Origin of the sequence: Nitrogeniibacter aestuarii (genome assembly GCF_017309585.1) — a bacterium.
Taxonomy (GTDB): Bacteria; Pseudomonadota; Gammaproteobacteria; order Burkholderiales; family Rhodocyclaceae; genus Nitrogeniibacter; species Nitrogeniibacter aestuarii.
The window spans coordinates 2,343,809-2,367,855 of the sequence record NZ_CP071321.1 but is presented as its reverse complement, the minus strand read 5'-3'; the positions used below and the strand labels follow the sequence as shown (position 1 = coordinate 2,367,855).

Genomic DNA, 24,047 nt, shown 5'->3' with positions numbered 1-24,047 from the left:
CCTCCAGACATTGTCTCTTTCGGCGCGCACAACCTGCGCGCCGCTTTATTCTCCGCTTGCGCTGACCTCTGTCGGCCGTGGTGCCCCATGACGGACCAGCCTGATCACAGCCGTCACGACCAGTCCGATCCCGATCCACTGAAAGGCACTGAGGGACTCACCCAGCAGCCAGAACCCCAGGAAAGCCGTCACAACCGGTTCCAGCATGGAAATGGTCGCGGCATCAGTAGCGCCCAGCACACGCATGCCGGCAAACAACAACAAGATGGCGAACACCGTCGACACGATGGCAATGGCTACTGCGGCCCCCCAGCTCTCGGGCGTGGTTGGCCACTGTGGCGCTGTCGCCAGGCAAAGCACCCCGAAAACGCCGGCCGCCGACACAATGACTGTCGTTGCTGCAGCCAACGGTGCGACCCGCACGAGGACGGACTGCCCGGTCATGAGGTAGATCGAGTACAGCACCGCCGCAAGGACCCCCAAGGCGTAACCCTGCCATTGGGCGCTATGACTGAACCCGAGCACGAACGCGGTGCCGATCAGGGCCACGGCAATGGAGGCGGCGCGGTGAAATCCCATCGCTTCGCCCTTCAGGTAGCGCCCGGCCAAAGCAATCAGCACCGGGTGCAGGTAAAGCAACAGGGCCACCAGTGCCGCCGGCGCATACTGCAACGCCGAGAAGAAACTCAGCGACTGACTCACGTAGCCCAGCCCCCCCATGAGGACCAGCGCGCCAAGCGCGCGCCCCTGAGGCCATGGTGTGCGGTATGCCGCCATGACAGGCACCAGAACGGCCGCCGCGAGTGCAAACCGGATGAACAGCAATGCCAGGGGATCGACGCCGACGCGATACGCATGGCGTGCAAATACGGCCATGGCGCCGAAGCAAGCGGCGGCGAGCGCGACCAGAATTGCGGCTCGAATCCGCGGTGTCATGAGTGAAACGTGCCGGATGGCGGTTCGCAGTTCTGTGCGCTCATTGAACGATTTGCCGGTGAGTTCGCATGAAGTTACAGCAGGGGCTCGCGTACTGGAAGCGCTTCGGGTATAAGGGGCTGTCTTCTTTTCACGGTTGTCGCATGTCTCGTTTCGAATCGTTGTCAAAAACCGCCTTGATCCTGGTATTTGCTGCGGCGGGGCTGGGTGCCAGCCAAGCCGCCCTCGCCGAGGCGGACGATCTCCCAACGGTGAGTTTCTCGGCCTCCGGCGCTGCATCAGCGGCCAACGATCTTGCCCAGGCGACGGCTTATGCCGAAATCACCGGCGGAAAGCCACGCGATGTTGCAGCCCAGGTCAACGAACAGATCGCAGGCGCGCTGGCCCTGGCCAAATCCTACCCGAGTGTCCGTACCCGAACCGGTGCGACGAATACCTGGCCCGTCTACGCCAAGGATTCACGAACGATATCCGCCTGGCGTATGCGCAGTTCCATCACCCTGGAAAGCAACGACATCCCGGCTTTGTCCGAGCTGGTGGGCAAGCTGCAAGACCGTCTCGCAGTCGAAAGCCTCGTGCTCATGCCCTCGCCGGATACGCGTGCAGCAGCAGAAGACGCCGCCACCAAGGATGCGCTTGCCGCGTTCGAAGCCCGTGCCCGACTGGTGTCCGAGACGCTGAAGAAACATTACCGAATCAAAGAATTGAACATTGGCGGCCATAACGTCGGCTTTCCGGTGGCCGCCGCCATGCGTGGCGCGGCCATGGAGATGAAACCTGCGCCCATCCAGGCAGGAAACAGCGATGTCTCCATCGAAGTCAATGGCACCATCGAATTGATTGACTGAACACATGCCTCAAACCCGTATTCTGTTTGGCCTGACTGCGATCGTCGCAGTCGCCGGCCTGAGCCTTGGTATCGTCAAATCCAGCCAGGATGATCTAGATGCCGAATTTCTGTGCCCTAACGGCGAACGCGTATTCCTCGCGCCAAGCGGTGACAGCGTGCGTGCCCGGACGAGCACGGGCGTATTCACGCTGACGCCGGCGGGTGCCTCGGGGCGCTATGCCGACCAGTTTCTGAGTGTCGACCTTGCTGCTGACATCGTTGAAGTCAACGCATCGGGTGAAGAACCTCCCCTTCGCTGCGCGGCTGTCCGCCAGCGCACATGATCGGTCTCATTCAACGTGTCACACATGCCTCGGTTCATGTCGAGGGTGAATCGGTCGGTCATATCGAACGTGGTCTGCTGACCCTCGTCGGTGTTCAGCCTGACGACGATGAGAAACGCGCTGAGCGGCTGCTCGAACGCATCCTGACCTACCGCGTGTTCCCCGACGAGAACGCTAAGATGAACCTCTCGCTCAAGGACATTCAGGGTGGTTTGTTGCTGGTACCGCAGTTCACGCTGGCAGCCGATACCCGGAAAGGGACGCGCCCCGGATTCAGCACGGCCGCGGCACCCGAACGCGCCAGCGCCCTCTTCGACTACCTGGCGAATCGTGCGCGTCAGGTGCATCCAGACGTTGCGACGGGCCGGTTCGGAGCAGACATGGATGTGAGTCTGACCAACCAGGGGCCTGTGACATTCTGGTTGGAAGCCTGACGGCACTGCGCTAAGCTTGACCGAATTTCGCACCGCGACCAATTCATGCGAATCAGATTCTCTCTCGCTGCTCTCGGTATCCTTGTCGGAATCGGCATTGCCGGCTGTGGTACGACACCGGTCTCAACGCCACGCGTTGGTGGAATCGAGGATGTATCTCCGGCGTACGGCGGCGGATACGTCACGCTGAATCACCCGACCGAGGCAGAGCAGCTCGTCATGTACGCCTACGGATTGATCGGTACGGGTTACCAGTTCGGTGGCCGCAATCCAGAGGCGGGGCTCGATTGCAGCGGCATGGTGTCGTACATCGTCGAACAGGTCAGCGGAAAACGCCTGCCCCACAACGCCGCGAAAATCGCACAGACCACTCGCCCGATCAAGCGAGGAGCGCTTCAGCCAGGCGACCTTGTGTTCTTCAATACACTCAAGCGGCCGCATTCCCACATGGGTGTCTATCTTGGCGACGACCGCTTCCTGCACGCGCCAAACAGCCGCGGTTCAGTACGTATCGACAGCCTGGCCAACCGTTACTGGTCACGCGCATTCGACGGGGCACGGACGCTTCAGCCCGAAGGCTGAATGCCGACCGCCGGCGGCTCCGTCATTTCAGCGCTTCTGGGGAACCTGGACAAACACCTCGTCCGGTTTGGTTAAACCGAGTTCGTAGCGTGCACGCTCCTCGATGGCTTCGTTACCCGTCTTGAGGTCGCGAATCTCGGCTTCCAGGCCGGCATTGCGCTGCTCAAGTTTCTGATTGAGTACTTTCTGTTCGCCAAGGTCGCGGTCCGCCTCCCAGACGCGAAACCACCCTCCCTTGCCGAACCAGAGCGGGAATTGGAGCGCTACCACCAGCAGGAGCAGAATGAGTATGGGCCAGCGCATGGGTCTTGGTGTGAAAACGGGCCGACTTCAAGCCGGCCCGCAGGGTCAGGGCTGCTGAGCGGCATACTGCATCAGCATGCCCGGCTCACGCAAGCCGCCGATCAACGGCGGCGCAGGTTGTAGAACGCGTCCAGACCCGGGTAAGTGACGGTATCGCCCAGATCTTCTTCGATGCGAAGCAGCTGGTTGTACTTGGAGATACGGTCGGAACGAGACAGCGAACCGGTCTTGATCTGCATGGCATTCAGACCCACGGCGATGTCGGCGATGGTGGAGTCTTCCGTTTCGCCCGAGCGGTGAGAGATCACGGCGGTGTAGCCGGCCCGCTTGGCCATTTCAACGGCGGCGAAGGTCTCGGACAGGGTACCGATCTGGTTGATCTTGATGAGGATCGAGTTGGCGATGTCCTGGTCGATGCCTTGCTTGAGGATCTTGGTGTTGGTCACGAACAGGTCGTCACCCACCAGCTGGACCTTCTTGCCCAGACGTTCGGTCAGCAGCTTCCAGCCTGCCCAGTCGTCTTCAGCCATACCGTCTTCAATCGAAACGATCGGGAAGCGGTCAGCCAGGGTCGCCAGGTAGTCGGCAAAGCCGGAGGCATCCAAAGTCAGGCCTTCACCGGAGAGCACATACTGGCCATCCTTGTAGAACTCGGATGAAGCGCAGTCGAGGGCCAGCACCACGTCGGTTCCCGGCTCGTAGCCAGCGTTGGAAATGGCCTCCTGAATCATGTTCAGGGCTTCGTCTGTGCCGCCCACGTTCGGGGCAAAGCCGCCTTCGTCACCGACAGTCGTCGGGTAGCCCTTGGCATCGGTGAGCTTCTTGAGGTGGTGGAAGATCTCGGCACCGCAACGCAGGGCTTCGCGGAAGCTGGTCATGGACACCGGCATGATCATGCATTCCTGGATATCCAGCGAGTTGTTGGCGTGCGCACCGCCGTTGATGACGTTCATCATCGGCACCGGCATGGCCATGGGGCCGGAACCGCCAAAATAACGATACAGCGGCAGGCCGGCCTCTTCAGCGGCAGCCTTGGCCACGGCCATGGAGACCGCCAGGGTGGCATTGGCGCCCAGGCGGGACTTGTTCTCGGTGCCGTCCAGGTCGATCAGGGTGTGATCGATAAAGGACTGCTCTTCGGCGTCCAGCCCGATCAGAGCCTCGGAAATCTCGGTATTGACGTTCTCGACCGCCTTTTCGACGCCCTTGCCCAGATAACGGGCGGCATCGCCGTCACGCAGCTCGATGGCTTCACGTGCGCCGGTGGAGGCGCCGGACGGAACTGCTGCACGGCCCATGACGCCGGATTCGAGCAGCACATCGGCTTCAACGGTCGGATTGCCACGCGAGTCGAGGACTTCGCGGGCGATGACGTCAATGATTGCACTCATAGGATTTCCTGTTTGTATCGATTGGTTGGATTCGTTGAATGGAAGTCGGATCAGTTCATTTCGAGAAAGCCGGAGCGCTTGGCCAGCGCGTCCATGTCTCTGAGCGTTTCGAGCAAGGCTTTCATTCTGGGGAGCGGCCAGGCATTGGGGCCGTCCGACAGGGCCGTTTCCGGCGTCGGATGGGTTTCCATGAAGATGCCTGCCACACCGGCGGCCACGGCCGCACGTGCCAGCACCGGCACGAACTCACGCTGGCCACCCGAGGCCGTCCCCTGCCCGCCCGGCAACTGCACCGAGTGGGTGGCGTCGTAAACCACCGGACAACCGGTCTCGCGCATGATCGCAAGCGAGCGCATGTCGGAGACAAGATTGTTGTAACCGAATGAAGCGCCACGCTCGCAGACCATGATGTTGTCTGCGCCGCCATTGGCCGCCTTGGCCTTGTCGACCACGTTCTTCATGTCGCCCGGGGCAAGAAACTGCCCTTTCTTGATGTTCACCGGCTTGCCGCACTGGGCGACGGCCTCGATGAAATCCGTCTGGCGGCAGAGAAAGGCTGGAGTCTGAAGCACGTCGACGACGCTGGCGACAGGGGTGATTTCGTCGATGCTGTGGATGTCGGTGAGCACCGGCACCTGGAGTTGCGTGCGCACATCGGCAAGGATTTCGAGCCCCTTCTCCATGCCGAGCCCGCGGTAGGACTTTCCGCTGCTGCGGTTGGCCTTGTCGTAGGACGACTTGAAGATGAAGGGGATGCCGACCTCGGCACAGATTTCCTTGAGTGCGCCAGCGGTGTCGAGCGCCATCTGATGGGACTCGATCACGCACGGGCCGGCGATCAGGAACAGCGGCTGGTCGAGGCCAACCTCGAAATCACACAGTTTCACGCTTGACTCCCCTTGCCTTCACGCGCCTTGAGCGCCGCATTCACGTATGCCGTGAAGAGCGGATGGCCATGACGCGGGTTGGAGGTGAATTCGGGATGGAACTGACAGGCCACGAACCAGGGGTGGTCCGGTAGCTCGATCATCTCGCACAGGTTGGTCCCGGGTGCGCGACCACCCACACGCAGGCCAGCCTCTTCAAGCTTGCCCAGCAGGGTGTTGTTCACTTCATAACGGTGACGGTGACGTTCGATGATGTTCGCCTGACCGTAGATGTCACGCGCAAGCGTTCCTTCGCCCAGTTCGCAGCTCTGACCGCCGAGACGCATCGTGCCGCCCAGGTCGGAGCTGTCGTCACGACGTTCCACCTGACCGGTACGGTCGAGCCATTCGGTGATCAGACCGATCACCGGAAACTGGGTCTTGTCATCGAATTCGGTGCTGTGGGCGCCATTCATGCCTGCCACATTGCGGGCGTATTCGACCACGGCCAGTTGCATGCCCAGGCAGATGCCCAGGTAAGGCACCTTGTTCTCGCGGGCATACTGGATGGCCATGATCTTGCCTTCCGTGCCGCGTTTGCCGAAACCGCCGGGCACCAGAATGGCATCCATCTTGGCGAGCACGCCACAGCCCTTCTGCTCGATTTCTTCCGAATCGAGGTAGTGGATGTTCACCTTGCTGCGGGTGTTCAGACCCGCGTGGTTGAGCGCTTCGATGAGCGATTTGTAGGATTCGGTCAGATCGACGTATTTACCGACAAACGCGACATCGACTTCGCGCTCGGGATTTTCAAGCGCGTTGATGATGCGATCCCACACCGACAGGTCGGCCGCCTTGGCCAGAATCCCCAGCTTGTGGCAGACGATTTCATCAAGCATCTGCTCATGGAGCATGCCCGGAATCTTGTAGATGGAGCTGGCGTCGAGCGCCTCGATGACCGCCTCGGGCATCACGTTGCAGAACAGGGCGATCTTGCGACGCTCGTCGGCCGGAATCGAACGGTCTGCGCGGCACAGCAGGATGTCTGGCTGGATACCGATCTCGCGCAGTTCCTTGACCGAGTGCTGGGTCGGCTTGGTCTTGAGTTCGCCGGCAGTCGGAATGTAGGGCAGCAGCGTCAGGTGAATGAAGCAGGTCGAGTTGCGCCCCTCTTCGATACCCATCTGACGGATGGCCTCGAGAAACGGCAGTGACTCGATATCGCCCACGGTGCCGCCCACTTCAACCAGCGCGACATCGGCGCCTTCGGCACCACGCTTGATGAAGGTCTTGATCTCGTCGGTGATGTGAGGGATGACCTGGACCGTCTTGCCCAGGTATTCGCCGCGGCGCTCTTTCTTCAGCACGGATTCATAGATCTGCCCCGTGGTGAAGTTATTGCGCTTGGACATCTTGGCGCTGGTGAAGCGCTCGTAGTGACCCAGGTCCAGATCGGTTTCAGCGCCGTCTTCGGTCACGAAGACTTCACCGTGCTGGAACGGGCTCATGGTGCCCGGATCGACGTTGATGTAGGGGTCGAGTTTGAGGTGGGTGACGCGAATACCGCGCGACTCCAGGATGGCCCCCAACGAGGCCGCCGCGATGCCTTTGCCCAGAGAGGACACGACACCGCCGGTCACGAATACGTACTTAGTCATGAGAAATGCGGAGCGGGAAAGCGCAATGATACCCGAACTCCCGCCCCGGCCTCAACGCGCCGACACGCTTTTGGGCGAATGATGCCGGATCGGCGTCGGTTTACCGACAAGGCCGTGCCGGACAAGACTGTTGGCGAAGAGGAACTCTTAAAAAACAATCACTTGGCAATCGTCCCGAGCTGGCATTCAATCTGCTCACTTCAAGACATACCCATACACAACCTCAATGGAGAGACCTCATGAATGCAGCTGTGGATGCCCCCCCGATCACGCGTGAAGCCGCCCTTCGTGTCGCGCTGGCAGCGCGAGCGATGCCGACGGTGACACTGCCGCGGCTTCTTGAACTGCTCCAGCAACGCCTCGGCGACGAGATTGACGAAGACAAGCTCAAGCAGGTGACCGTCACCATGCTCAAGACCGATTTCCAGAGTGCTGACGGCGAAGAGGACGGAGAGGATATCGGGATCGGTCTTGAGGCAATGAAACTGGCCGTGCGCATCCTCTGGGGCGATAGCCAGGGTGACGATGATCTGCCGCGCATCCATCCGTACACCGACGGCGAAATGCCCGGATCCGTGCGCGTGGCGGTGGCCTCTGACCAGGGCGACACCCTCTCAGGCCACTTCGGCTCCTGTCTGCGCTTTCTTGTGTATCAGGTCAGTCCGGAAGAGATCCGGCTGGTCGATATTCGCGACACCATGGACGCGGAGTTTTCCGACGACAAGAACCTGTGGCGGGCGCGATTGATCGGCGACTGTCATGTCGCCTATTTCGTCTCCATTGGCGGTCCGGCCGCCGCCAAGGTGATTCGCCAGGACATCTACCCCATCAAACTGCCAGAAGGCGGGCCGGCACTTGAGGTGCTGGCGCGGTTCCAACAGGCGATGACCAGTTCTCCGCCCCCATGGTTGCTGAAGATCCTCGGGGTCGCGGCCGAAAAACGTTTGCGAAACTACGACGCTTCGGATCTCGATGACTGAAAGACCCGGACAGCGAGCCCGGACGGCCCGGGCGTTGCTGTCGTTCAGTCCGTACGGGTGAATTGGCTGGAATCGAGCCCGACCGTGGTGGTCATCGACCCCTCCCCGGTGTTCCACCACACCGTCACCCAGGCAAGGCCGTCATGGTCGATGGCGTCAATCGCACAGGTTGAGCCGACCATACCCATGAACATGTCCAGGTCGTCTTCGTCCATGTCCGGGTCCGGCGTGACATCGAGAATACGGATCTCATCGCCGGCCATGACCGGGCGGCCTTTGTGATCTTTCGTGCTGAGCAGTGAAGCAGCGGGCATGGCAAATCTCCATCGGTCTGGGGGGGCTGCTTGTCGTATTGGTCACACAACAAGCGCTTCGGCTCATCCGGTGCAATCTGCATGCCAAGCGCTGCGGGTTAACGGAGAAAGGCTTTATGCACCTGCCGGAACCGGTCGGTTCCGGCAACGTGAAGCCATTCGAAGATCACCATCTCCACACTCACGATCTGCGCCCCAGCCTGCTGCATGCGCGTGAGCGCAAGCTGCCTGTTCGCCTCGACGCGCGAGCCGACCGCATCGGCAACGACAAAGACCTGCTTACCGGCAACAATCAGATCAAGCACCGTCTGCAGCACGCAGACATGGGCCTCGGTGCCGCAAACGACAACCTGGTCGGCGCTGTCGATTGCCGTCCCCTCGAGGCATCCGTCGGCCACACACGAAAAGTGCATCTTGCCGACGACGCGCGGATGGCGAGCGGCCTCGATCACCTTCGGTTCCGTATGCCCCAGGCCATCCGGATACTGTTCCGAAAACACGCACGGTATGTCGAGTTCCCCGGCTGCGCCAAGCAGCTTGCGTGCTGCGGCGACAACCGATTCAGCGCCTTCGATCACGGGGAGCAGCCCGGCCTGAAGATCGACCATCAACAGCGCACTTCGCTGCGCATCCACAAGCAATGTCGAGTGTTTCATCAGCCGTCAAGCTCCGTTCGGGCGCGGTATTGGTCAAGGGCCTCTGGATTTGCGAGCGCCTCGACGTTCTTGACGGGCCGACCATGAACGACGTTGCGAACCGCCAATTCAACAATCTTGCCGCTGCGCGTGCGCGGAATGTCCTGCACTTCGACCACTTTCGCCGGGACGTGGCGCGGCGTGGTGTTGGCGCGGATCGTCTTCTTGATCTTGTCGACGAGTGCATCGTCAAGGCTCAAGCCTTCACGCAGTTTCACGAAAAGCACCACGCGCACGTCGTGGTCCCAATCCTGGCCGATCACAAGCGATTCGAGCACTTCATCGAGCTTTTCCACCTGGCGATAGATCTCTGCCGTGCCGATGCGCACGCCGCCCGGGTTGAGCGTTGCGTCGGAACGTCCGTGAATGATGAATCCGCCGTGGTCCGTCTCTTCACAGAAATCACCGTGACACCACACGTTGTCGAAGCGATCGAAGTAGGCCGCGTGATACTTCTCGCCGTCGGGATCATTCCAGAAACCGATGGGCATCACAGGGAAGGGTTTCGTACACACCAGTTCGCCCTTCTCACCCCGAATCGGCTTGCCGTCGTCGTCGTAGATCTCGACCGCCATCCCGAGGCCCTTGCACTGGATTTCTCCACGCCAGACAGGAAGCACCGGGTTGCCGAGCACGAAACACGACAGAATGTCTGTCCCACCGGAGATGGACGAGAGACACAGGTCCTTCTTGATGGCGTCGTACACGTATTCGAAGCCCTCGATGACCAGCGGGCTGCCGGTGGACATCATGGCCCGCACCGTGGACAGATTGTGCGTATCCATCGGCCGCCGGCCGAGCTTGCCGAGGTGATCGATGAATTTGGCCGAGGTGCCGAAATGCGTCATTTTCTCGGCATCGGCGAAATCGAAGAGGATGTCGCCTTCGCCCACGAACGGCGAGCCATCGTAAAGGAGCAGGGTCGCGTCAGCGGCGAGGCCGGAAACCAGCCAGTTCCACATCATCCAGCCGCAGGTGGTGAAGTAGAACACCCGGTCGCCCGGCCTGACATCACTGTGGAGCTTGTGTTCTTTCAGATGCTGCAACAAGGCGCCACCGGCGCAGTGAACAATGCATTTGGGCACGCCCGTGGTGCCGGACGAGTACATCACATACAGCGGATGATCGAAGGGCAGACGCTCGAACGTGATCTCGGTGACATGCGCGAACGGCGAAACGACATCACCCCAGACGCGGGCATGCTGGATGGTCGAGATATCGGGATGCGCGGTCAGGTATGGCGCGACCACGACACGCTTGAGCGAGGGCAAGCCGGCTGCCACTTCGGCGACCTTGTCGCGGATGTCCACGTGCTTGCCCGCATAGTAGTAGCCGTCGACGGTGATCAGGACTTTCGGTTCCGTCTGGCCAAAGCGGTCCAGCACCCCTTGAGTGCCGAAGTCCGGCGAGGCCGATGTGAAGATCGCGCCGATGCTCGTGGTCGCAAGCATGGCGATGATGGTCTGTGGCATGTTGGGCATGTAGGCCGCCACCCGATCCCCCTGGACGACCCCCATATCCCGCAGTGCTGCCGCCAGGTGGGCGACCTCCCGATAGAGTTCGGCATGAGTCATGCGCTGTTTCACATGGTCTTCGCCCCAGAACACCAACGCATCTTCCGCGTCACGCCGACGAAGCAGATTTTCGGCAAAATTCAGCCGGGCCTCCGGAAACCAGCGGGCACCGGGCATCTTCTCCCGCTCTTCGAGCACCACATTGCCCGGCGTGCCGATAACCCCGCCGTAGTCCCACAGCGAACGCCAGAAGTGTTCAGGCTGTGCGACGCTCCATTCGTGAAGCTGAGCGAAATCCTGCAGTTCAAGACCCAGTTGCGCATTGATCTGCTCACGAAAGGTCGTGATATTGGCTGCTGCCACCTGCTCGGCCGAAGGGCTCCACAGGGGTTGATCGAGGTTTCTTGCTTCCGCCATGTTCAGCTCCGAAATTACACAGTTCCAATCTCAGGCAACGAGTGTGTGCCGCAGTTCATCCGGAATGGGCACCGAGCGGCCCGTCTCATGGTCCATCCAGACCACCTTTGCACTGCCCTCGGCGAATATCCGGTCATCGCCTTCGACCAGAATCTCATACCAGGTCATCACGCTGCTGCGACCGGGATCGCCAGCATACAGCTTGACGATCACCGTCGCAGGGTATGTGATCGGCACAAGAAAGGTGCACGCCGCGTTGATGATAACGGGGCCTTGCCCGGCTTCACTGTGGACAGGAAAACCGAGGGCCTCGACCCATTCGACACGCGCCTGCTCGCAATACCTGAAGTACACCGTGTTGTTAACATGGGCATAGGCGTCCATGTCGCCCCACCGAACGGGGAATGAGGTGGTGTGCAACAGGGTACGAGGCGTGTCCGACATGGCGTGCTCCGGAGAAACTATTCTCTTTTTTGAACGGGTTGGGTAACATACGCTACCGTATGTTGGGCATTACCCCCAAATTCTGCTTTCGATAACAGGGTACGCCCCAACTTCTGCAACACGCAAAAGGGCGTCACACAACACCAAGCGGTGAAGGAGATCTCGAATGGAACGCGAGTCCATGGAATTTGACGTGCTGATTGTCGGCGGTGGGCCAGCGGGCCTTGCTGCCGCGATCCGGCTCAAACAGATGGCAGACGCCGCCGGCACCGAGCTCGCTATCTGTCTGATCGAAAAGGCCGCCGAAATCGGTGCTCACATCCTGTCCGGTGCCGTGATGGATCCGCGCGCGCTGACCGAGCTGATTCCCGACTGGAAGGAAAAAGGCGCACCGCTCAATACCGAAGTTTCCGAAGATAAGGTGCTGTTCCTGACCGAAACCGGCGGCCGCGCGACACCCAACGCCTTGCTGCCCGACTGCTTCGTCAACCACGGCAACTACATCGTGCGCCTGGGCAACGTCGTCAAATGGCTTGGCGAGCAAGCTGAAGCCATGGGGATTGAGGTCTATCCCGGCTTTGCCGGCGCCGAAATCCTGTTTGATGAGAACGGTGCGGTCAAAGGCGTTGCCACCGGTGACATGGGCCTGACCCGCGAGGGGGAACAAGGCCCTAACTTCCAGCCGGGCATGGAGTTGCACGCGAAGTACACGCTCTTTGCTGAGGGCTGTCGTGGGCATCTGGGCAAACAGCTGGAGGCGAAATTCGAGCTGCGCAAGGAGTCCGACCCGCAGACCTACGGCATCGGCATCAAGGAACTGTGGGAGGTTTCCCCGGAGCAGCACCAGCCCGGACTGGTCGTCCATACCGCAGGCTGGCCGATGGACAACGCCACCTACGGCGGCGGCTTCGTCTATCACCTGGAAGAAAACCTGGTCGCCATTGGCTATGTGGTGGGTCTGAACTACAGCAATCCGTACCTCTCGCCGTTTGAAGAGTTCCAGCGTTACAAGACGCACCCGATGATTCGCGGCTACATCGAAGGTGGCAAGCGCCTCGCCTACGGTGCGCGCGCCATTACGGCGGGCGGCCTGCAAAGCCTGCCCAAGCTCACCTTCCCCGGTGGTGGTCTGATTGGCGATGACGCCGGTTTCCTGAATGCGGCACGCATCAAGGGGAGCCACGCCGCCATCAAGAGCGGCATGCTTGCGGCCGAAGCAGCGTTTGCGGCCCTGGCCGAGGCGCGTGAGCGAGATGAACTGACGGCATATCCGGAAGCTTTCGAAAACAGCTGGCTGCACGAAGAGCTCCACAAGACGCGAAATTTCAAGCCGTACATGAAAAAAGGCCTGGTGCTGGGGTCATTGCTGTTCGGCATCGATCAAAAGCTCTTTGGCGGAAAAGTCCCCTGGACGCTGAGCAACTCGGCTGATCACACGACGCTCAAACTCGCCTCCGAATGCACGCCGATCGACTACCCGAAACCTGACGGCAAGCTGACCTTTGACCGGCTCTCGTCGGTGTTTCTGTCGAACACCAACCACGAAGAAGAGCAGCCGTGTCACCTGCAACTCAAGGACGACGACGTGCCGATCGAGATCAACCTCGCCCGGTTCGACGCCCCAGAGCAGCGTTACTGCCCTGCAGGGGTGTATGAAATCGTGAAGGACGAATCGGGCAGCAATCCGCGCCTGCAGATCAATGCGCAGAACTGTGTGCATTGCAAAACCTGCGACATCAAGGACCCGACCCAGAACATCAATTGGGTTGTCCCCCAAGGTGGCGAAGGACCGATCTACCAAGGCATGTAGAATAGGACGGCAGGCATGGCCTGCCGTTTTCATTCGATCTAAGGAGATTTCAGGGTGGTCAGTAACCGTAGCTTCATTGCACGCGCCTCACTCGTTGCCGGCATCGCTGCCGCAACGCTGTTCACTTCCGGCGCCTTCGCCGCCAAGAGCGGCGATACGTTCGACGACTGGAAGATCGAGTGCGAAAAACAGGAAGGCGCTCCGGCCGAGCTGTGTCATGCCTTTCAACTGGTCACCATGAAGGACTCGGACAAGCGGGTGCTGCATGTGGCCATCGGCTATCCGCCTGACCAGCCGGATCCGATCGCCATTTTCACCACGCCGCTGGGCGTCGCCCTTCAGGCGGGTGTTCAGATCAAGATCGACGACAAGGAGCCCAAGGGCATCGCCTTCAACGTCTGCAACAACAACGGCTGTCAGGCTGCCGTCAAACTCGACGCGGCTTCACTTGAAGAGCTCAAGATGGGTAACGCCATGACGGTGACCTTCGGCAATCTCAAGCGTCAGGGCCTGAATGTGCCCGTTTCGCTCAAAGGCCTGACGGCAGCACTCAAGTCGGTCGAAAAGTAAGTCATCGACCAGCTCGGTACTCAGTAAAAAGGGGCGCCAGTCTGGCGCCCCTTTTTTTTTACCCCACCTGACGGCGGGCATTCCGGAACATTCGCATCCAGGGGGAATCCTCACCCAGCGTGTTCGGAGACCAGGACATCTGGGTGGTCCGGAAGGTGCGCTCCGGATGCGGCATCATGATGGTGAAGCGACCATCCTGAGTCGTTACACCGGTAATGCCCTCAGGCGAGCCGTTGGGGTTCCGCGGATAGGCTTCAGTCGCGTTGCCGTGATGGTCGATATAGCGGACGGCACGCCGGACCGCTTCCATGGTGCCTTCACGGAAGACGGCACGCCCCTCGCCGTGCGACACCACGATCGGCATGTGGCTGCCCGCCATGTCCTGGAAGAAGATCGACGGACTCTCAAGCACCTCGACCAGACTGAAACGTGCCTCGAACTGCTCGCTGCGGTTGCGCTGGAACGTTGGCCAGGCATCAGCACCGGGGATGATCGGCGCCAGGTGCGACATCATCTGGCAACCGTTACAAACACCCAGCGCAAACGTGTCGTCACGCTGGAAGAAGGCGCTGAACATGTCGTACAGCCGCGGATTGAACAGAATCGATTTCGCCCAGCCCTGACCGGCACCGAGCACGTCTCCGTACGAGAAGCCCCCGCAGGCGGCCAGACCGATGAACTCTTCAAGTTTGCGCCGTCCATTCTGCAGGTCGGACATATGCACATCGAACGGTTCGAAGCCGGCCCGTTCGAAGGCAGCCGCCATCTCCACATGGGAGTTGACGCCCTGCTCTCGCAAAATGGCCACTCGTGGCCGCGCGCCAGTGGCGATCATGGGCGCCGCGACGTCTTCCGACGGATCAAAACTCAGACGCACTGACAGGCCCGGGTCGTCAGTCTCTGCCAGCGCGGCGAATTCTTCGTCCGCACAGCTCGCGTCGTCACGCAGGAGTGCGATCTGATAGCTGGTTTCAGACCACAGCTGGAGCAACTCCGACACCGGCGCGCCGAAGAGCAGCTTGGCATTGCGCCACGCGCGCACTTCGTTCTTGTCGTTGGGTTCTCCAATGAAGTGATACACGAGACCGGCCTCGCGCAACTGCTCGGTGACATGCTCGCGATCCTTGCGACGAATCTGCACGACGGCGCCAAGTTCTTCCGCGAACAGCCCGGCGAACGCCATGTCGTTGAAGCGCCCCTTGAGCGTATCCGGCTTCTTCTCGAGCCCGTCCACATCATTCGCCCACGGGTCGTAGCAGACGGTATCGAGCGTCAGCGAAATGCCGCAGCGCGAGGCAAAGGCCATCTCGCATACCGTGGCCCACAGACCACCGTCGCCACGATCGTGATACGCCAGCAGAAGTTCGCTGCTGCGCAGACGCTGGATCGTGTTGAAGTAGACCGCCAGCTGTCGCGCATCCACGTCAGGCGCGTGCTCGCCAACCGAGTTGTAGGCCTGCGTGAGAGCCGATCCACCCAGGCGGTTCTGGTTGTTGCCCAGATCGATGAGGACCAGCTCGGTATCCTCGTGGCCCAATTGCAGTTGAGGCGTCAGCGTGCGACGAACATCCTGGACCGGCGCAAAGGCGGTCACGATGAGCGACAGTGGCGAGACCACCTGTTTCTGCTCGCCATCGACCTCCCAGGCCGTCTTCATGGAGAGCGAGTCCTTGCCGACGGGAATCGACAGCCCGGACGCCTGGCAGAATTCGGACACGGCACTGACGGTGTCGAACAGGTTGGCGTCTTCCCCGCGATGACCCGCCGCTGCCATCCAGTTGGCCGAGAGCTTGACCTGCTTGATGTCGGCGACGTCTGCCGCGGCCAGGTTCGTGATTGCTTCGCCAACGGCCATACGGCCACTGGCGGGGGCGTTGAGGCAGGCGACCGGTGTGCGCTCCCCCATGGCGAAGGCTTCACCCTTTTCGCCGTGAAAACTCATCGAGGTCACTGCCACATCGGCCACCGGCACCTGCCATGGCCCGACCATCTGGTCGCGTGCGGTCAGGCCGCCGACACTGCGGTCGCCGATGGTGATGAGGAAGTTCTTGGAGGCCACCGAGGGCATCCTGAGCACCCGACGGCAGGCGTCTTCGATGTCGATGTCGGTGACCGCAAACGGCGGCAGGTGAACCGCACGGCGTGACACGTTGCGGGTCATCTTGGGCGGTTTGCCCAGAAGGACCTGCATTTCCATATCCACCGGCTTGTTGTCGAACTGACGGTCCGTCACCGTGAGCTGGCCATCGTCCGTCGCGTGACCGACGACCGCGAACGGGCAGCGCTCGCGCTCGCAGATGGCGCGGAAGGAGTCGAGGCTCTCGGGTGCAATGGCAAGCACGTAGCGCTCTTGCGACTCGTTGCACCAGATCTCGCGCGGGCTCATGCCCGGCTCTTCGATGTGGATCTCCCGCAGTTCGAACAACGCGCCGAGGTCGGCCGATTCCGCCAGCTCAGGCATGGCGTTGGACAGACCGCCGGCGCCCACGTCGTGGATCGACAGGATCGGGTTTGCCTCACCCTGCTGCCAGCAACGATCGATGACTTCCTGGCAGCGGCGCTGAATCTCGGGGTTGCCGCGCTGAACGGAGGCGAAATCGAGATCGGCCGTATTGGTTCCGGTGGTCATGCTCGAGGCCGCACCGCCACCCAGGCCGATGAGCATTCCCGGGCCGCCAAGCTGGATCAGCAGGGTGCCGGGCGCGAACTTGATCTTGTGCGATTGCTGCGCCTGGATATTGCCCAGACCACCAGCAATCATGATGGGCTTGTGATAGCCCCGCACATCGCCCTGCACTTCCTGCTCGAAGGTTCGGAAATAGCCGGCCAGGTTCGGGCGGCCGAATTCATTGTTGAACGCGGCAGCACCGATGGGGCCTTCGATCATGATGTCGAGCGCCGAGGCGATACGCTCGGGCTTGCCGTAGCCCCGCTCCCACGGCTGCGAAAACCCGGGAATTTCAAGATTGGAAACCGAGAAGCCGGCAAGACCGGCCTTGGGACGTGACCCGCGCCCGGTGGCGCCTTCATCACGGATCTCACCGCCCGAACCGGTCGCTGCGCCCGGGAAGGGCGAAATGGCCGTGGGGTGGTTATGGGTTTCCACCTTGGCGAGAATGTGGGTCAGCTCGTTCCGGTAGGCCCAGCGACCATCCGCTTCCGGGTAGAGGGTATCGACGGCTGCGCCTTCAATCACGGAGGCATTGTCCGAGTAGGCAACGATCGTGCCCTCGGGCTGAGCCTTGTGCGTCTCGCGAATCATCCCGAACAGGCTCTTGTCCATGGTTCGGTGATCGATGACCCAGTCCGCGTTGAAAATCTTGTGTCGGCAATGCTCGGAGTTCGCCTGCGCGAACATCATCAACTCGACATCGGTCGGATTGCGCTCGATACGGGTGAAGTTGTCGACAAGGTAGTCAATCTCGTCGTCTGACAGCGCCAGGCCGAGTTCCGCATTGGCTTTGACCAGCGCTTCGCGCCCCGAGGCCAGGACGTCAACAGTCGTCAGCGGTTGTGGCGCGTAGTGCTTGAACAGATCGGCAGCCCTGGCGTGCGAATCGAGCACTGACTCGGTCATGCGGTCGTGCAGCGCAGCGCTCAGCGCGTCGTAGCGCGATGCCGGGTCGCCCTTCGCGGCAACGTAATACGCGATGCCCCGCTCGACCCTGACGACATCTTCAAAGCCGCACTGATGTGCAATATCGGTCGCCTTGGAGGACCAGGGCGAAATGGTCCCCAGACGCGGCGTGACCAGGACCAGCAATCCGTCGGGCACGTTTTCCGATTGCGGGTGGGCACCGAGCAGGTCCACAAGCCGGCTGCGCGCGGCACCATCGAGCGGTGCCTTGAGTTCGACGAAATACTGGAATTCAGCATGCACGCCCTGAAAACGCGGCACGATATCCGCGATGGTCTTGCCCAGGCGAGCCAGACGGGGTGCCGTGAGTGCGGACGCGCCGCGCAACATAAGAATTTCGGACATGTAATCGACAGCCAAGCAGTGGGAGTCCGTTCCTCCCGAGCGGGGGAAGAGACGAAAAAACGAAGGCGGAATTATACCCGAGCAGCGGGGTCGGGGGCGCCCCGGTCGGCGCCGTAAAACAGGTGCATGAGATAGAATCCGGGCTTTGCACCATGCTCAGGTTCATGCCAACGCACAGAGAGGAAGTCGCCCTGCCCCAACGCCCCGGTCCGGGTGCGCTGGTGTTGCCGCTGGTCTGCGGAATATCCGCCGTGCTGGTGTGGTTGAGCGATCTGAGTCAGCCGCTGTTTCTCGCCGTCCAGCCGCTCACCCGCGCTGTGCCGGATGCGTTCTGGGCGTTCGTCACCGACCAGGCAGGGCTCCTCTCCCTGGCCGCATGGGCCACGATTCTGCTGATGTTTCGCCCGGCCATCTCGACCGCCGTCTTGCTGGCCTGCCCGGCGGGCCTGGTCTTCGTCCGTGGGCTGAAGCACCTGATTGCCGCCGATCGCCCTCAGCAATTGCTCTCCTCAGACACGATTCACGTGATTGGCCGCGAACTGAGCTCGCTGAGTTTTCCGTCCGGGCACACGGCTGCAGCCTTTACCGCCGCCAGCGCGGCGCTGTACATGCTTCCGGCCGTCCTGCGAAAACGCTGGGCCGCACCCATCATTGCCCTGGCAGCCCTGGTCGGACTCTCACGTCTTGCGGTGGGGGCTCACTGGCCGGTGGATGTGCTTGCTGGCGCGGCCATCGGGTGGTGCGTGGGCCTGACCGGCGTGTTCGCGGCCCGTCGCTGGCCGCTGTGGCAAAGGCCGAACGGCATGCTCACTCTGGCCGTGATCGGCATGACTGCGGGCATTGCAAGAACCCTGCTCGACAGCGGCTACCCGAGTGTCGAGATCTTCGGGCGCGCGCTGGGAATCTGCGCCGTTGCCGTGGCGGCCCTCATCGTCGCGGATGGGCTGAGAGGCACAAGATGATCAAGCGCATCCTTGCCGTTGCAGTGACGCTCGCCCTCTTGCTGTGGCTGCTCTCTAGTGATCAAGGCATGGCGTTCGTGTCGGTGCTCGGTCGCCTCGATCCAGGCGTGATCGCCATCGCCGCAGCGGCGTTTGCAAAAAGCTATCTGCTCCGCGCCCTGCGCGTGTGGGACGAATTCCGCCATGAACAGCCAGGTCGGTTCGGTGCCTGCCTGCGTATCGTTCTGATTCACAACGCCATGGTCAATATCATTCCGTTTCGCGGCGGCGAGGCGGCCTTTCCGATTTTGCTCGGACGCCTCTTCGGCACGCCATTGGGGCGCGCGGTGGCCTCGCTGTTCTGGTTCCGGCTTCAGGATGCGTTTGTCGTGTTCGCACTGGCCATCGGTGTGTGGCCGGGGCTGCCACTCTGGGTCAGGGTCGTCGGCCTCGCCTGCCTGCTGATCACGGCATTTACCCTGCCACGCTGGGCGCGTCGTCCTCACGATTGGCTGACCCGAAGCGGCCCCTTGTCCAAACTGGCCAAAGTACGCGATGCGTTTGCCGCGTCCACCCAGCATGCCCGCTACGGCTGGCTCTGGACCATCGCCAACTGGTCGGTCAAGCTGGCTGCACAGGCGTGGTTGCTCGCCACCGTGCTGCCTGCCGATATCGCCGTGGGGGCCGCCGGCGCTCTTGGGGCCGAGCTGGCCGCCATACTCCCCATACAGGGGGTTGCGGGTTTCGGCACCTACGAGGCGGGCGCGGCCGCCGCAATGACGCCCCACGGTGTTACGCTTCAAGCCGGGCTGCAAGCCGCACTCGCACTCCACCTGTTTGTCATCGCCTGTGCCTGTACCGCAGGTTTTCTCGCCTGGCTTGCCGGGCATTTGAGCGACAATAGCGCCAACGCCACCCATTCATCCGGTCAAGAATACAAATGACGAAGAATCCGCTGCCCCCTGCTCAACCCGACATCCCGGCTGATCTGCCCGAGCACTCGCTGTCTGTCGTGGTGCCCATGTACAACGAGGCGGAAAATGTCGAACCCTTGCTCGAGCGCATCCATCTGGCCCTGGGCCCCTACCCGTGGCCGTGGGAAGTCGTGCTCGTCGATGACGGCAGCTCGGACGCGACGCCGGCCGAACTCAAGCGCTGCGCCGAAGCCTATGGCCCGCATGTGCGCGTGGTCGAGTTGATGCGCAACTTCAAGCAGACCGCCGCCATGCAGGCCGGACTGGATGCAGCCCGTGGCAGCGTGATCGCCACCATGGACGGCGACCTCCAGAACGACCCGATCGATATTCCACGCATGGTTTCGCGCTTGCTGAAGGAGGAGCTCGACCTGGTGGCCGGCTGGCGCAAGAATCGGCAGGATGGCTTGTGGCTGCGCAAGATTCCGTCACGTATCGCCAACCGGCTGATTGCTCGCCTGACGGGCGTCCATCTGCGCGACTATGGTTGCAGCCTGAAGATCTTCCGCGGAAGCGCCATCAAGAACGTCCGGCTGTATGGCGAAATGCATCGCTTCATTCCTGCCTGGCTTGCCACGGTGACCACACCGAAGCGCATCGCACAGGAGGTCGTGACCCATCACGCCCGGGTGTTCGGCGAATCGAAGTACGGTATTTCGCGCACCTTCCGCGTCGTGCTGGACCTGGTGTTCGTCTACTTCTTCATGCGCTATCGCACGCGGCCGGGGCATTTCTTCGGGGGCATCGGCATCGGGCTTGGCGCTCTGGGCGGGGTGATACTCGCCTATCTGGCCGCGCTCAAGCTGTTTCTTGGTGAAAGCATCGGCACGCGCCCCTTGTTGTTCGGCGGATTCTTCCTGGTGATTGCGGGTATCCAGATGGTCACCTCGGGTGTGTTGGCGGAGCTGTTGGCGCGCGTCTATTTCGAATCCGGCGACACCCGGCCCTATCTCGCGCAACCCATGAAAGCCCTCGCGGATAACGAGGGCTGGGCACAAGCCGAGGTTGCGCATGACCACTGAGCATGGGCGCAACGTGCCGAGAGCGCTGAGCGCCCTCGCCTTTCTGTTGCCGCTTGTCTCGTTTTTCCTGTGTCTGGGCTCGGCGCCCCTGTTCGATGTGGATGAAGGCGCCTTTTCGGAGGCCACGCGCGAGATGTTCGCCCGCGGCGACTTCCTGTCCACCTACATGGATGGCGAACATCGTTTCGACAAACCGATTCTCGTCTACTGGCTGCAGGCGATCGGTTATCTGATGTTCGGGCCGACCGAATGGGCCTTTCGGCTGCCCTCGGCCGTCGCCGCTGCCATCTGGAGCTATGCCACCTGGCAATTTGCCCGCGAGCGTTTCGGCCCGCAGGTCGCGACGGCGGCGCTAGTGATCGCCAGTACCGCGCTGGGCCCATTCATCATCGGTCGCGCGGCAACCGCGGATGCCTTGCTCAACCTGCTGCTCGCCCTGACGCTGTTCGACGCCTGGCGCCATCTCGAAACCGGAAAAAGAGCGCCTCTGTTGCGCAGCTACTTGTGGATGGGTCTTGGGGTGCTCACCAAGGGGCCGATCGCCATCATTGTTCCAGCCGCGGTGACATTGCTTTACTGCCTCAGTCGCGGCCAGTGGCGTCGCTGGCTCAAATCGGTATTCAACCCCGTCGGCTGGGTGCTTTTGCTTGTCCTGGTCGTCCCCTGGTACGCCTATACCCTGGGCGTCCATGGCCAGCTCTTCATTGACGGCTTTTTCCTCAAGCACAACGTCAAACGCTTTACCGGAACGCTGGAAGGACATGCAGGCAGCATGTTCTATTACGTGCTGATCGTGCCGGTGTTGCTGCTTCCCTGGAGCGGGCCGCTGTTCGCGGCCATGCGCCGGGTGTTCAGCGACCGTGACACGGGCGTGAGGCGTTTTCTCTGGATCTGGGCCGCTTTCGTCGTCATATTCTTCAGCCTCTCCGGCACCAAACTGCCGCACTACGCACTGTATGGCGCAACGCCCCTGTTCCTGCTGATCGCCGCGCACCGCGACGAACTCAAACGCGGCTGGCCGCACCTTGTCCCGGCCGGTCTGTTTCTGGCCATGTTGCCGCTGATCCCCAGCGTGCTGGGATATCTGTCCACAACGGATGCGGGTGACGCTTACCAACGTGCTCAGTTCGCCCGGGCTCTGGATGTCGTTTCTCCCACCTACTACCTTGTCACGCTGCTCGGGCTGGCGCTGTGGATTGCCTTTGCCGTTTTCTCGGTCCAGAAAATCTGGGTCAGGCTTGCCGGCGCTGCTCTGGTCCAGATTGTGGTGCTATCGACGGTTGTTACTCCGTATCTTGGTGAAGTCGCGCAGGGGCCCGTGAAGGCGGCTGGGTTGTTCGTGAATGCCCTGGGTGAAAGTGCCACGCGTATCCGTTTCGACACCCCCAGTTTCAGCGTCTATGCACAACACGAGACCCCCCGGCGTGAACCTGAACCCGGGCATCTGGCGGTGACGCGCATTGATCGAGTGCCTCCCGCCGGTTACGAGACAGTCTTCGAGGACGGTGGCGTGGTGGTGATTCGTCGCCTCGAACCTTGATCACGATGGCGTCAGATCGTCAGTATTTCGCCGGGCTGGTCGCTGTCTGTATCGGCCTGACCGCCTACAGGATCTGGGTGATCCATCTGCTGGGCATCGACACATACGTTGATGAAGCCTATTACTGGGGCTGGTCGCAGCACCTCGACTGGGGCTATTACTCCAAGCCGCCCATGATCGCGGCCCTGATTGCCCTCAGTGAATCGGTCTTCGGCCACACGCTCGTTGCCCTCAAGCTTCCCGCACTACTCAGTTACCCTGGCACCGCACTCGTGCTCTTCGCCATTGGCAGACGCTATTTTTCGGCACGGGCCGGCTTCTGGTCGGGCGTGACATTCATGACCATGCCGCTCGTGGCGGCACTGGGGCTGTTCGTGTCGACCGACGCGCCCTTGCTGTTCCTGTGGTCACTCGGGCTGTACGCGTTGCTCAGAGCCCTCGACACAGCGTCCTGGCGATACTGGTTGTTGGTGGGATTCTGCTTCGGTCTGGGGATGATGACGAAGTACACCATGGCCGCATTCGCCGGATCGGCGTTTCTGGTGATGATCTTCAGTCCTGCCGGCCGCCGCCAGCTGGCCAGTCTGAAGCCATGGACAGGTTTTCTCGTGGGGGTGGCGCTGTTCATCCCGAACATCGTCTGGAACGCAGACCACGGGTTTCCGACCTTTGTGCATACCGCTGAAATTACGCGCCTTGAGTCTCGCGCGTTTGCGCCGGGGGAATTCCTCGAGTTCATGGGCGCTCAATGGGCCTCCATCGGACCATTTCTCGGTATTGCACTCGTCATGGTCCTGATCAGAAGCTCGCGGCTCTGGGAGCATGAACAGTCGCGAGCACTTGTCCTGATGACCTTGCCCCTGATCATCCTGGTCAGTGTCCAGGCCCTCACCGGGCGGGCCAACGGAAACTGGGCTGCTCCGAGTTTTGTGGGGGCCTGCCTGCTGGTGCCCGCCTATTTTCTGATGAACGATCTCAAGCGTATGCTGGCCTGGGCCGTGGGCATCAACGTCCTGCTTTCAGTGGCGATCTACCACTGGCCACAGATCTACGCGCTGTCTGGTCATACCCTCACCGCCAAGAAGGATCCGTACAAGCGTGCCAGGGGCTGGGCCGCGCTGGCGGAACAGGTGCGACCCTATACCAACCAGTATCCGGACGCTGCCATTCTTGCCACAGAACGCGAATCACTTGCCCAGCTTATCTACTATCTTCAGCCCAAACGCTGGGCGGCCTGGCACCCGAGCGATCACGTCATGGATCAGTACGAACTGACTGCGCCGTTGACCGACGACACACCAGGCCCTTTCCTGTTCGTCTCGGAGGCCCCCGATGTCACTCGGATTGCCGAGCACTTCGACCGCTCAACCTATCTGGGCGTTGCGGAGGTGCCGGTATATCCCGATCTGACCCGAACCCGTCATCTCTTCCTGCTCGAAGGCTTCAAGGGCTACAAATAAAAAGGGCGTCCGATCGGACGCCCTTTTTCTGAATGCGACTG

The 24,047-nt window shown here is 61.3% G+C and carries 22 protein-coding genes; 12 read left to right on the top strand and 10 right to left on the bottom strand.

Features of this window, described 5'->3' with window-relative positions; genetic code table 11:
• Nucleotides 1–45: 45 nt before the first annotated feature.
• Nucleotides 46–936, bottom strand: coding sequence for a DMT family transporter (locus J0W34_RS10835; protein ID WP_230968808.1), 891 nt, complete (start codon nucleotides 934–936; stop codon nucleotides 46–48).
• 68 nt (nucleotides 937–1,004) lie between these two features.
• On the opposite strand from J0W34_RS10835, the gene J0W34_RS10830 reads away from it, so the two are divergent.
• From J0W34_RS10830 to J0W34_RS10815, 4 genes are read left to right on the top strand one after another with little or no spacing between them, the layout of a single operon-like run.
• Nucleotides 1,005–1,784 (top strand): SIMPL domain-containing protein, encoded by a 780-nt coding sequence (locus J0W34_RS10830; RefSeq protein WP_227814518.1) that lies wholly within the window; start codon nucleotides 1,005–1,007, stop codon nucleotides 1,782–1,784.
• A complete protein-coding gene (locus tag J0W34_RS10825) occupies nucleotides 1,777–2,109 on the top strand; it encodes a hypothetical protein (protein ID WP_230968807.1) in 333 nt (110 codons plus the stop codon). The genes J0W34_RS10830 and J0W34_RS10825 overlap by 8 nt, the downstream gene beginning before the upstream one ends.
• The gene (gene dtd / locus J0W34_RS10820; RefSeq protein ID WP_230968806.1) at nucleotides 2,106–2,543 is read left to right on the top strand and encodes a D-aminoacyl-tRNA deacylase; all 438 of its coding nucleotides are present in this window, start codon (nucleotides 2,106–2,108) and stop codon (nucleotides 2,541–2,543) included. The genes J0W34_RS10825 and dtd overlap by 4 nt, the downstream gene beginning before the upstream one ends.
• 45 nt (nucleotides 2,544–2,588) lie before the next feature.
• Nucleotides 2,589–3,125, top strand: coding sequence for a C40 family peptidase (locus J0W34_RS10815; RefSeq protein WP_230968805.1), 537 nt, complete (start codon nucleotides 2,589–2,591; stop codon nucleotides 3,123–3,125).
• Between the two features lie 27 nt (nucleotides 3,126–3,152).
• On the opposite strand, the gene ftsB is transcribed toward J0W34_RS10815, so the two are convergent.
• From ftsB to J0W34_RS10795, 4 genes are all read right to left on the bottom strand, one after another.
• Nucleotides 3,153–3,428, bottom strand: a complete 276-nt coding sequence (ftsB, locus tag J0W34_RS10810; RefSeq protein WP_227814522.1) for a cell division protein FtsB — start codon at nucleotides 3,426–3,428, stop codon at nucleotides 3,153–3,155.
• A gap of 101 nt (nucleotides 3,429–3,529) precedes the next feature.
• Entirely contained in the window at nucleotides 3,530–4,819 is a 1,290-nt protein-coding gene (eno, locus tag J0W34_RS10805; RefSeq protein WP_230968804.1) for a phosphopyruvate hydratase, read from the bottom strand.
• A 50-nt stretch (nucleotides 4,820–4,869) separates the two neighbouring features.
• Nucleotides 4,870–5,706 (bottom strand): 3-deoxy-8-phosphooctulonate synthase, encoded by an 837-nt coding sequence (gene kdsA, locus J0W34_RS10800; RefSeq protein WP_230968803.1) that lies wholly within the window; start codon nucleotides 5,704–5,706, stop codon nucleotides 4,870–4,872.
• Complete coding sequence (locus tag J0W34_RS10795) at nucleotides 5,703–7,343, bottom strand: CTP synthase (protein ID WP_227814525.1); 1,641 nt, start codon at nucleotides 7,341–7,343, stop codon at nucleotides 5,703–5,705. Before J0W34_RS10795 ends, kdsA begins: the two co-directional genes overlap by 4 nt.
• 239 nt (nucleotides 7,344–7,582) lie before the next feature.
• Here J0W34_RS10795 and J0W34_RS10790 point away from each other — a divergent pair, with 239 nt between their 5' ends.
• Complete coding sequence (locus J0W34_RS10790) at nucleotides 7,583–8,323, top strand: dinitrogenase iron-molybdenum cofactor biosynthesis protein (RefSeq protein ID WP_230968802.1); 741 nt, start codon at nucleotides 7,583–7,585, stop codon at nucleotides 8,321–8,323.
• A gap of 44 nt (nucleotides 8,324–8,367) precedes the next feature.
• On the opposite strand, the gene J0W34_RS10785 is transcribed toward J0W34_RS10790, so the two are convergent.
• From J0W34_RS10785 to J0W34_RS10770, 4 genes are all read right to left on the bottom strand, one after another.
• Entirely contained in the window at nucleotides 8,368–8,637 is a 270-nt protein-coding gene (locus tag J0W34_RS10785) for a hypothetical protein (RefSeq protein WP_230968801.1), read from the bottom strand.
• A gap of 98 nt (nucleotides 8,638–8,735) precedes the next feature.
• Nucleotides 8,736–9,293 carry an isochorismatase family protein gene (locus J0W34_RS10780; protein WP_230968800.1) on the bottom strand — a complete coding sequence of 186 codons (558 nt, stop codon included), beginning with the start codon at nucleotides 9,291–9,293 and terminating at the stop codon, nucleotides 8,736–8,738.
• The gene (locus tag J0W34_RS10775; RefSeq protein ID WP_230968799.1) at nucleotides 9,293–11,263 is read right to left on the bottom strand and encodes an acetoacetate--CoA ligase; all 1,971 of its coding nucleotides are present in this window, start codon (nucleotides 11,261–11,263) and stop codon (nucleotides 9,293–9,295) included. Before J0W34_RS10775 ends, J0W34_RS10780 begins: the two co-directional genes overlap by 1 nt.
• A 30-nt stretch (nucleotides 11,264–11,293) precedes the next feature.
• Complete coding sequence (locus J0W34_RS10770) at nucleotides 11,294–11,707, bottom strand: acyl-CoA thioesterase (RefSeq protein WP_230968798.1); 414 nt, start codon at nucleotides 11,705–11,707, stop codon at nucleotides 11,294–11,296.
• 166 nt (nucleotides 11,708–11,873) lie between these two features.
• Between J0W34_RS10770 and J0W34_RS10765 the strand changes: the two genes are divergently transcribed.
• Complete coding sequence (locus J0W34_RS10765) at nucleotides 11,874–13,517, top strand: electron transfer flavoprotein-ubiquinone oxidoreductase (protein ID WP_227814530.1); 1,644 nt, start codon at nucleotides 11,874–11,876, stop codon at nucleotides 13,515–13,517.
• Between the two features lie 54 nt (nucleotides 13,518–13,571).
• A complete protein-coding gene (locus tag J0W34_RS10760; protein ID WP_227814531.1) occupies nucleotides 13,572–14,087 on the top strand; it encodes an invasion associated locus B family protein in 516 nt (171 codons plus the stop codon).
• A gap of 58 nt (nucleotides 14,088–14,145) precedes the next feature.
• On the opposite strand, the gene purL is transcribed toward J0W34_RS10760, so the two are convergent.
• Nucleotides 14,146–18,069, bottom strand: coding sequence for a phosphoribosylformylglycinamidine synthase (gene purL / locus J0W34_RS10755; protein WP_230968797.1), 3,924 nt, complete (start codon nucleotides 18,067–18,069; stop codon nucleotides 14,146–14,148).
• A gap of 164 nt (nucleotides 18,070–18,233) precedes the next feature.
• On the opposite strand from purL, the gene J0W34_RS10750 reads away from it, so the two are divergent.
• Genes J0W34_RS10750 through J0W34_RS10730 form a run of 5 tightly spaced genes read left to right on the top strand, consistent with a single transcriptional unit; the run spans nucleotide 18,234 to nucleotide 24,006 of the window.
• On the top strand, nucleotides 18,234–19,031 hold the full coding sequence (locus tag J0W34_RS10750; RefSeq protein ID WP_230968796.1) for a phosphatase PAP2 family protein: 798 nt from the start codon (nucleotides 18,234–18,236) through the stop codon (nucleotides 19,029–19,031).
• Nucleotides 19,028–19,954, top strand: a complete 927-nt coding sequence (locus tag J0W34_RS10745) for a lysylphosphatidylglycerol synthase domain-containing protein (RefSeq protein WP_230968795.1) — start codon at nucleotides 19,028–19,030, stop codon at nucleotides 19,952–19,954. The genes J0W34_RS10750 and J0W34_RS10745 overlap by 4 nt, the downstream gene beginning before the upstream one ends.
• Nucleotides 19,951–21,006, top strand: coding sequence for a glycosyltransferase family 2 protein (locus J0W34_RS10740; RefSeq protein WP_230968794.1), 1,056 nt, complete (start codon nucleotides 19,951–19,953; stop codon nucleotides 21,004–21,006). Before J0W34_RS10745 ends, J0W34_RS10740 begins: the two co-directional genes overlap by 4 nt.
• A complete protein-coding gene (locus tag J0W34_RS10735) occupies nucleotides 20,996–22,546 on the top strand; it encodes an ArnT family glycosyltransferase (protein ID WP_230968793.1) in 1,551 nt (516 codons plus the stop codon). The genes J0W34_RS10740 and J0W34_RS10735 overlap by 11 nt, the downstream gene beginning before the upstream one ends.
• A gap of 5 nt (nucleotides 22,547–22,551) precedes the next feature.
• On the top strand, nucleotides 22,552–24,006 hold the full coding sequence (locus J0W34_RS10730) for an ArnT family glycosyltransferase (protein WP_230968792.1): 1,455 nt from the start codon (nucleotides 22,552–22,554) through the stop codon (nucleotides 24,004–24,006).
• The last annotated feature ends 41 nt before the right edge of the window (nucleotides 24,007–24,047 follow it).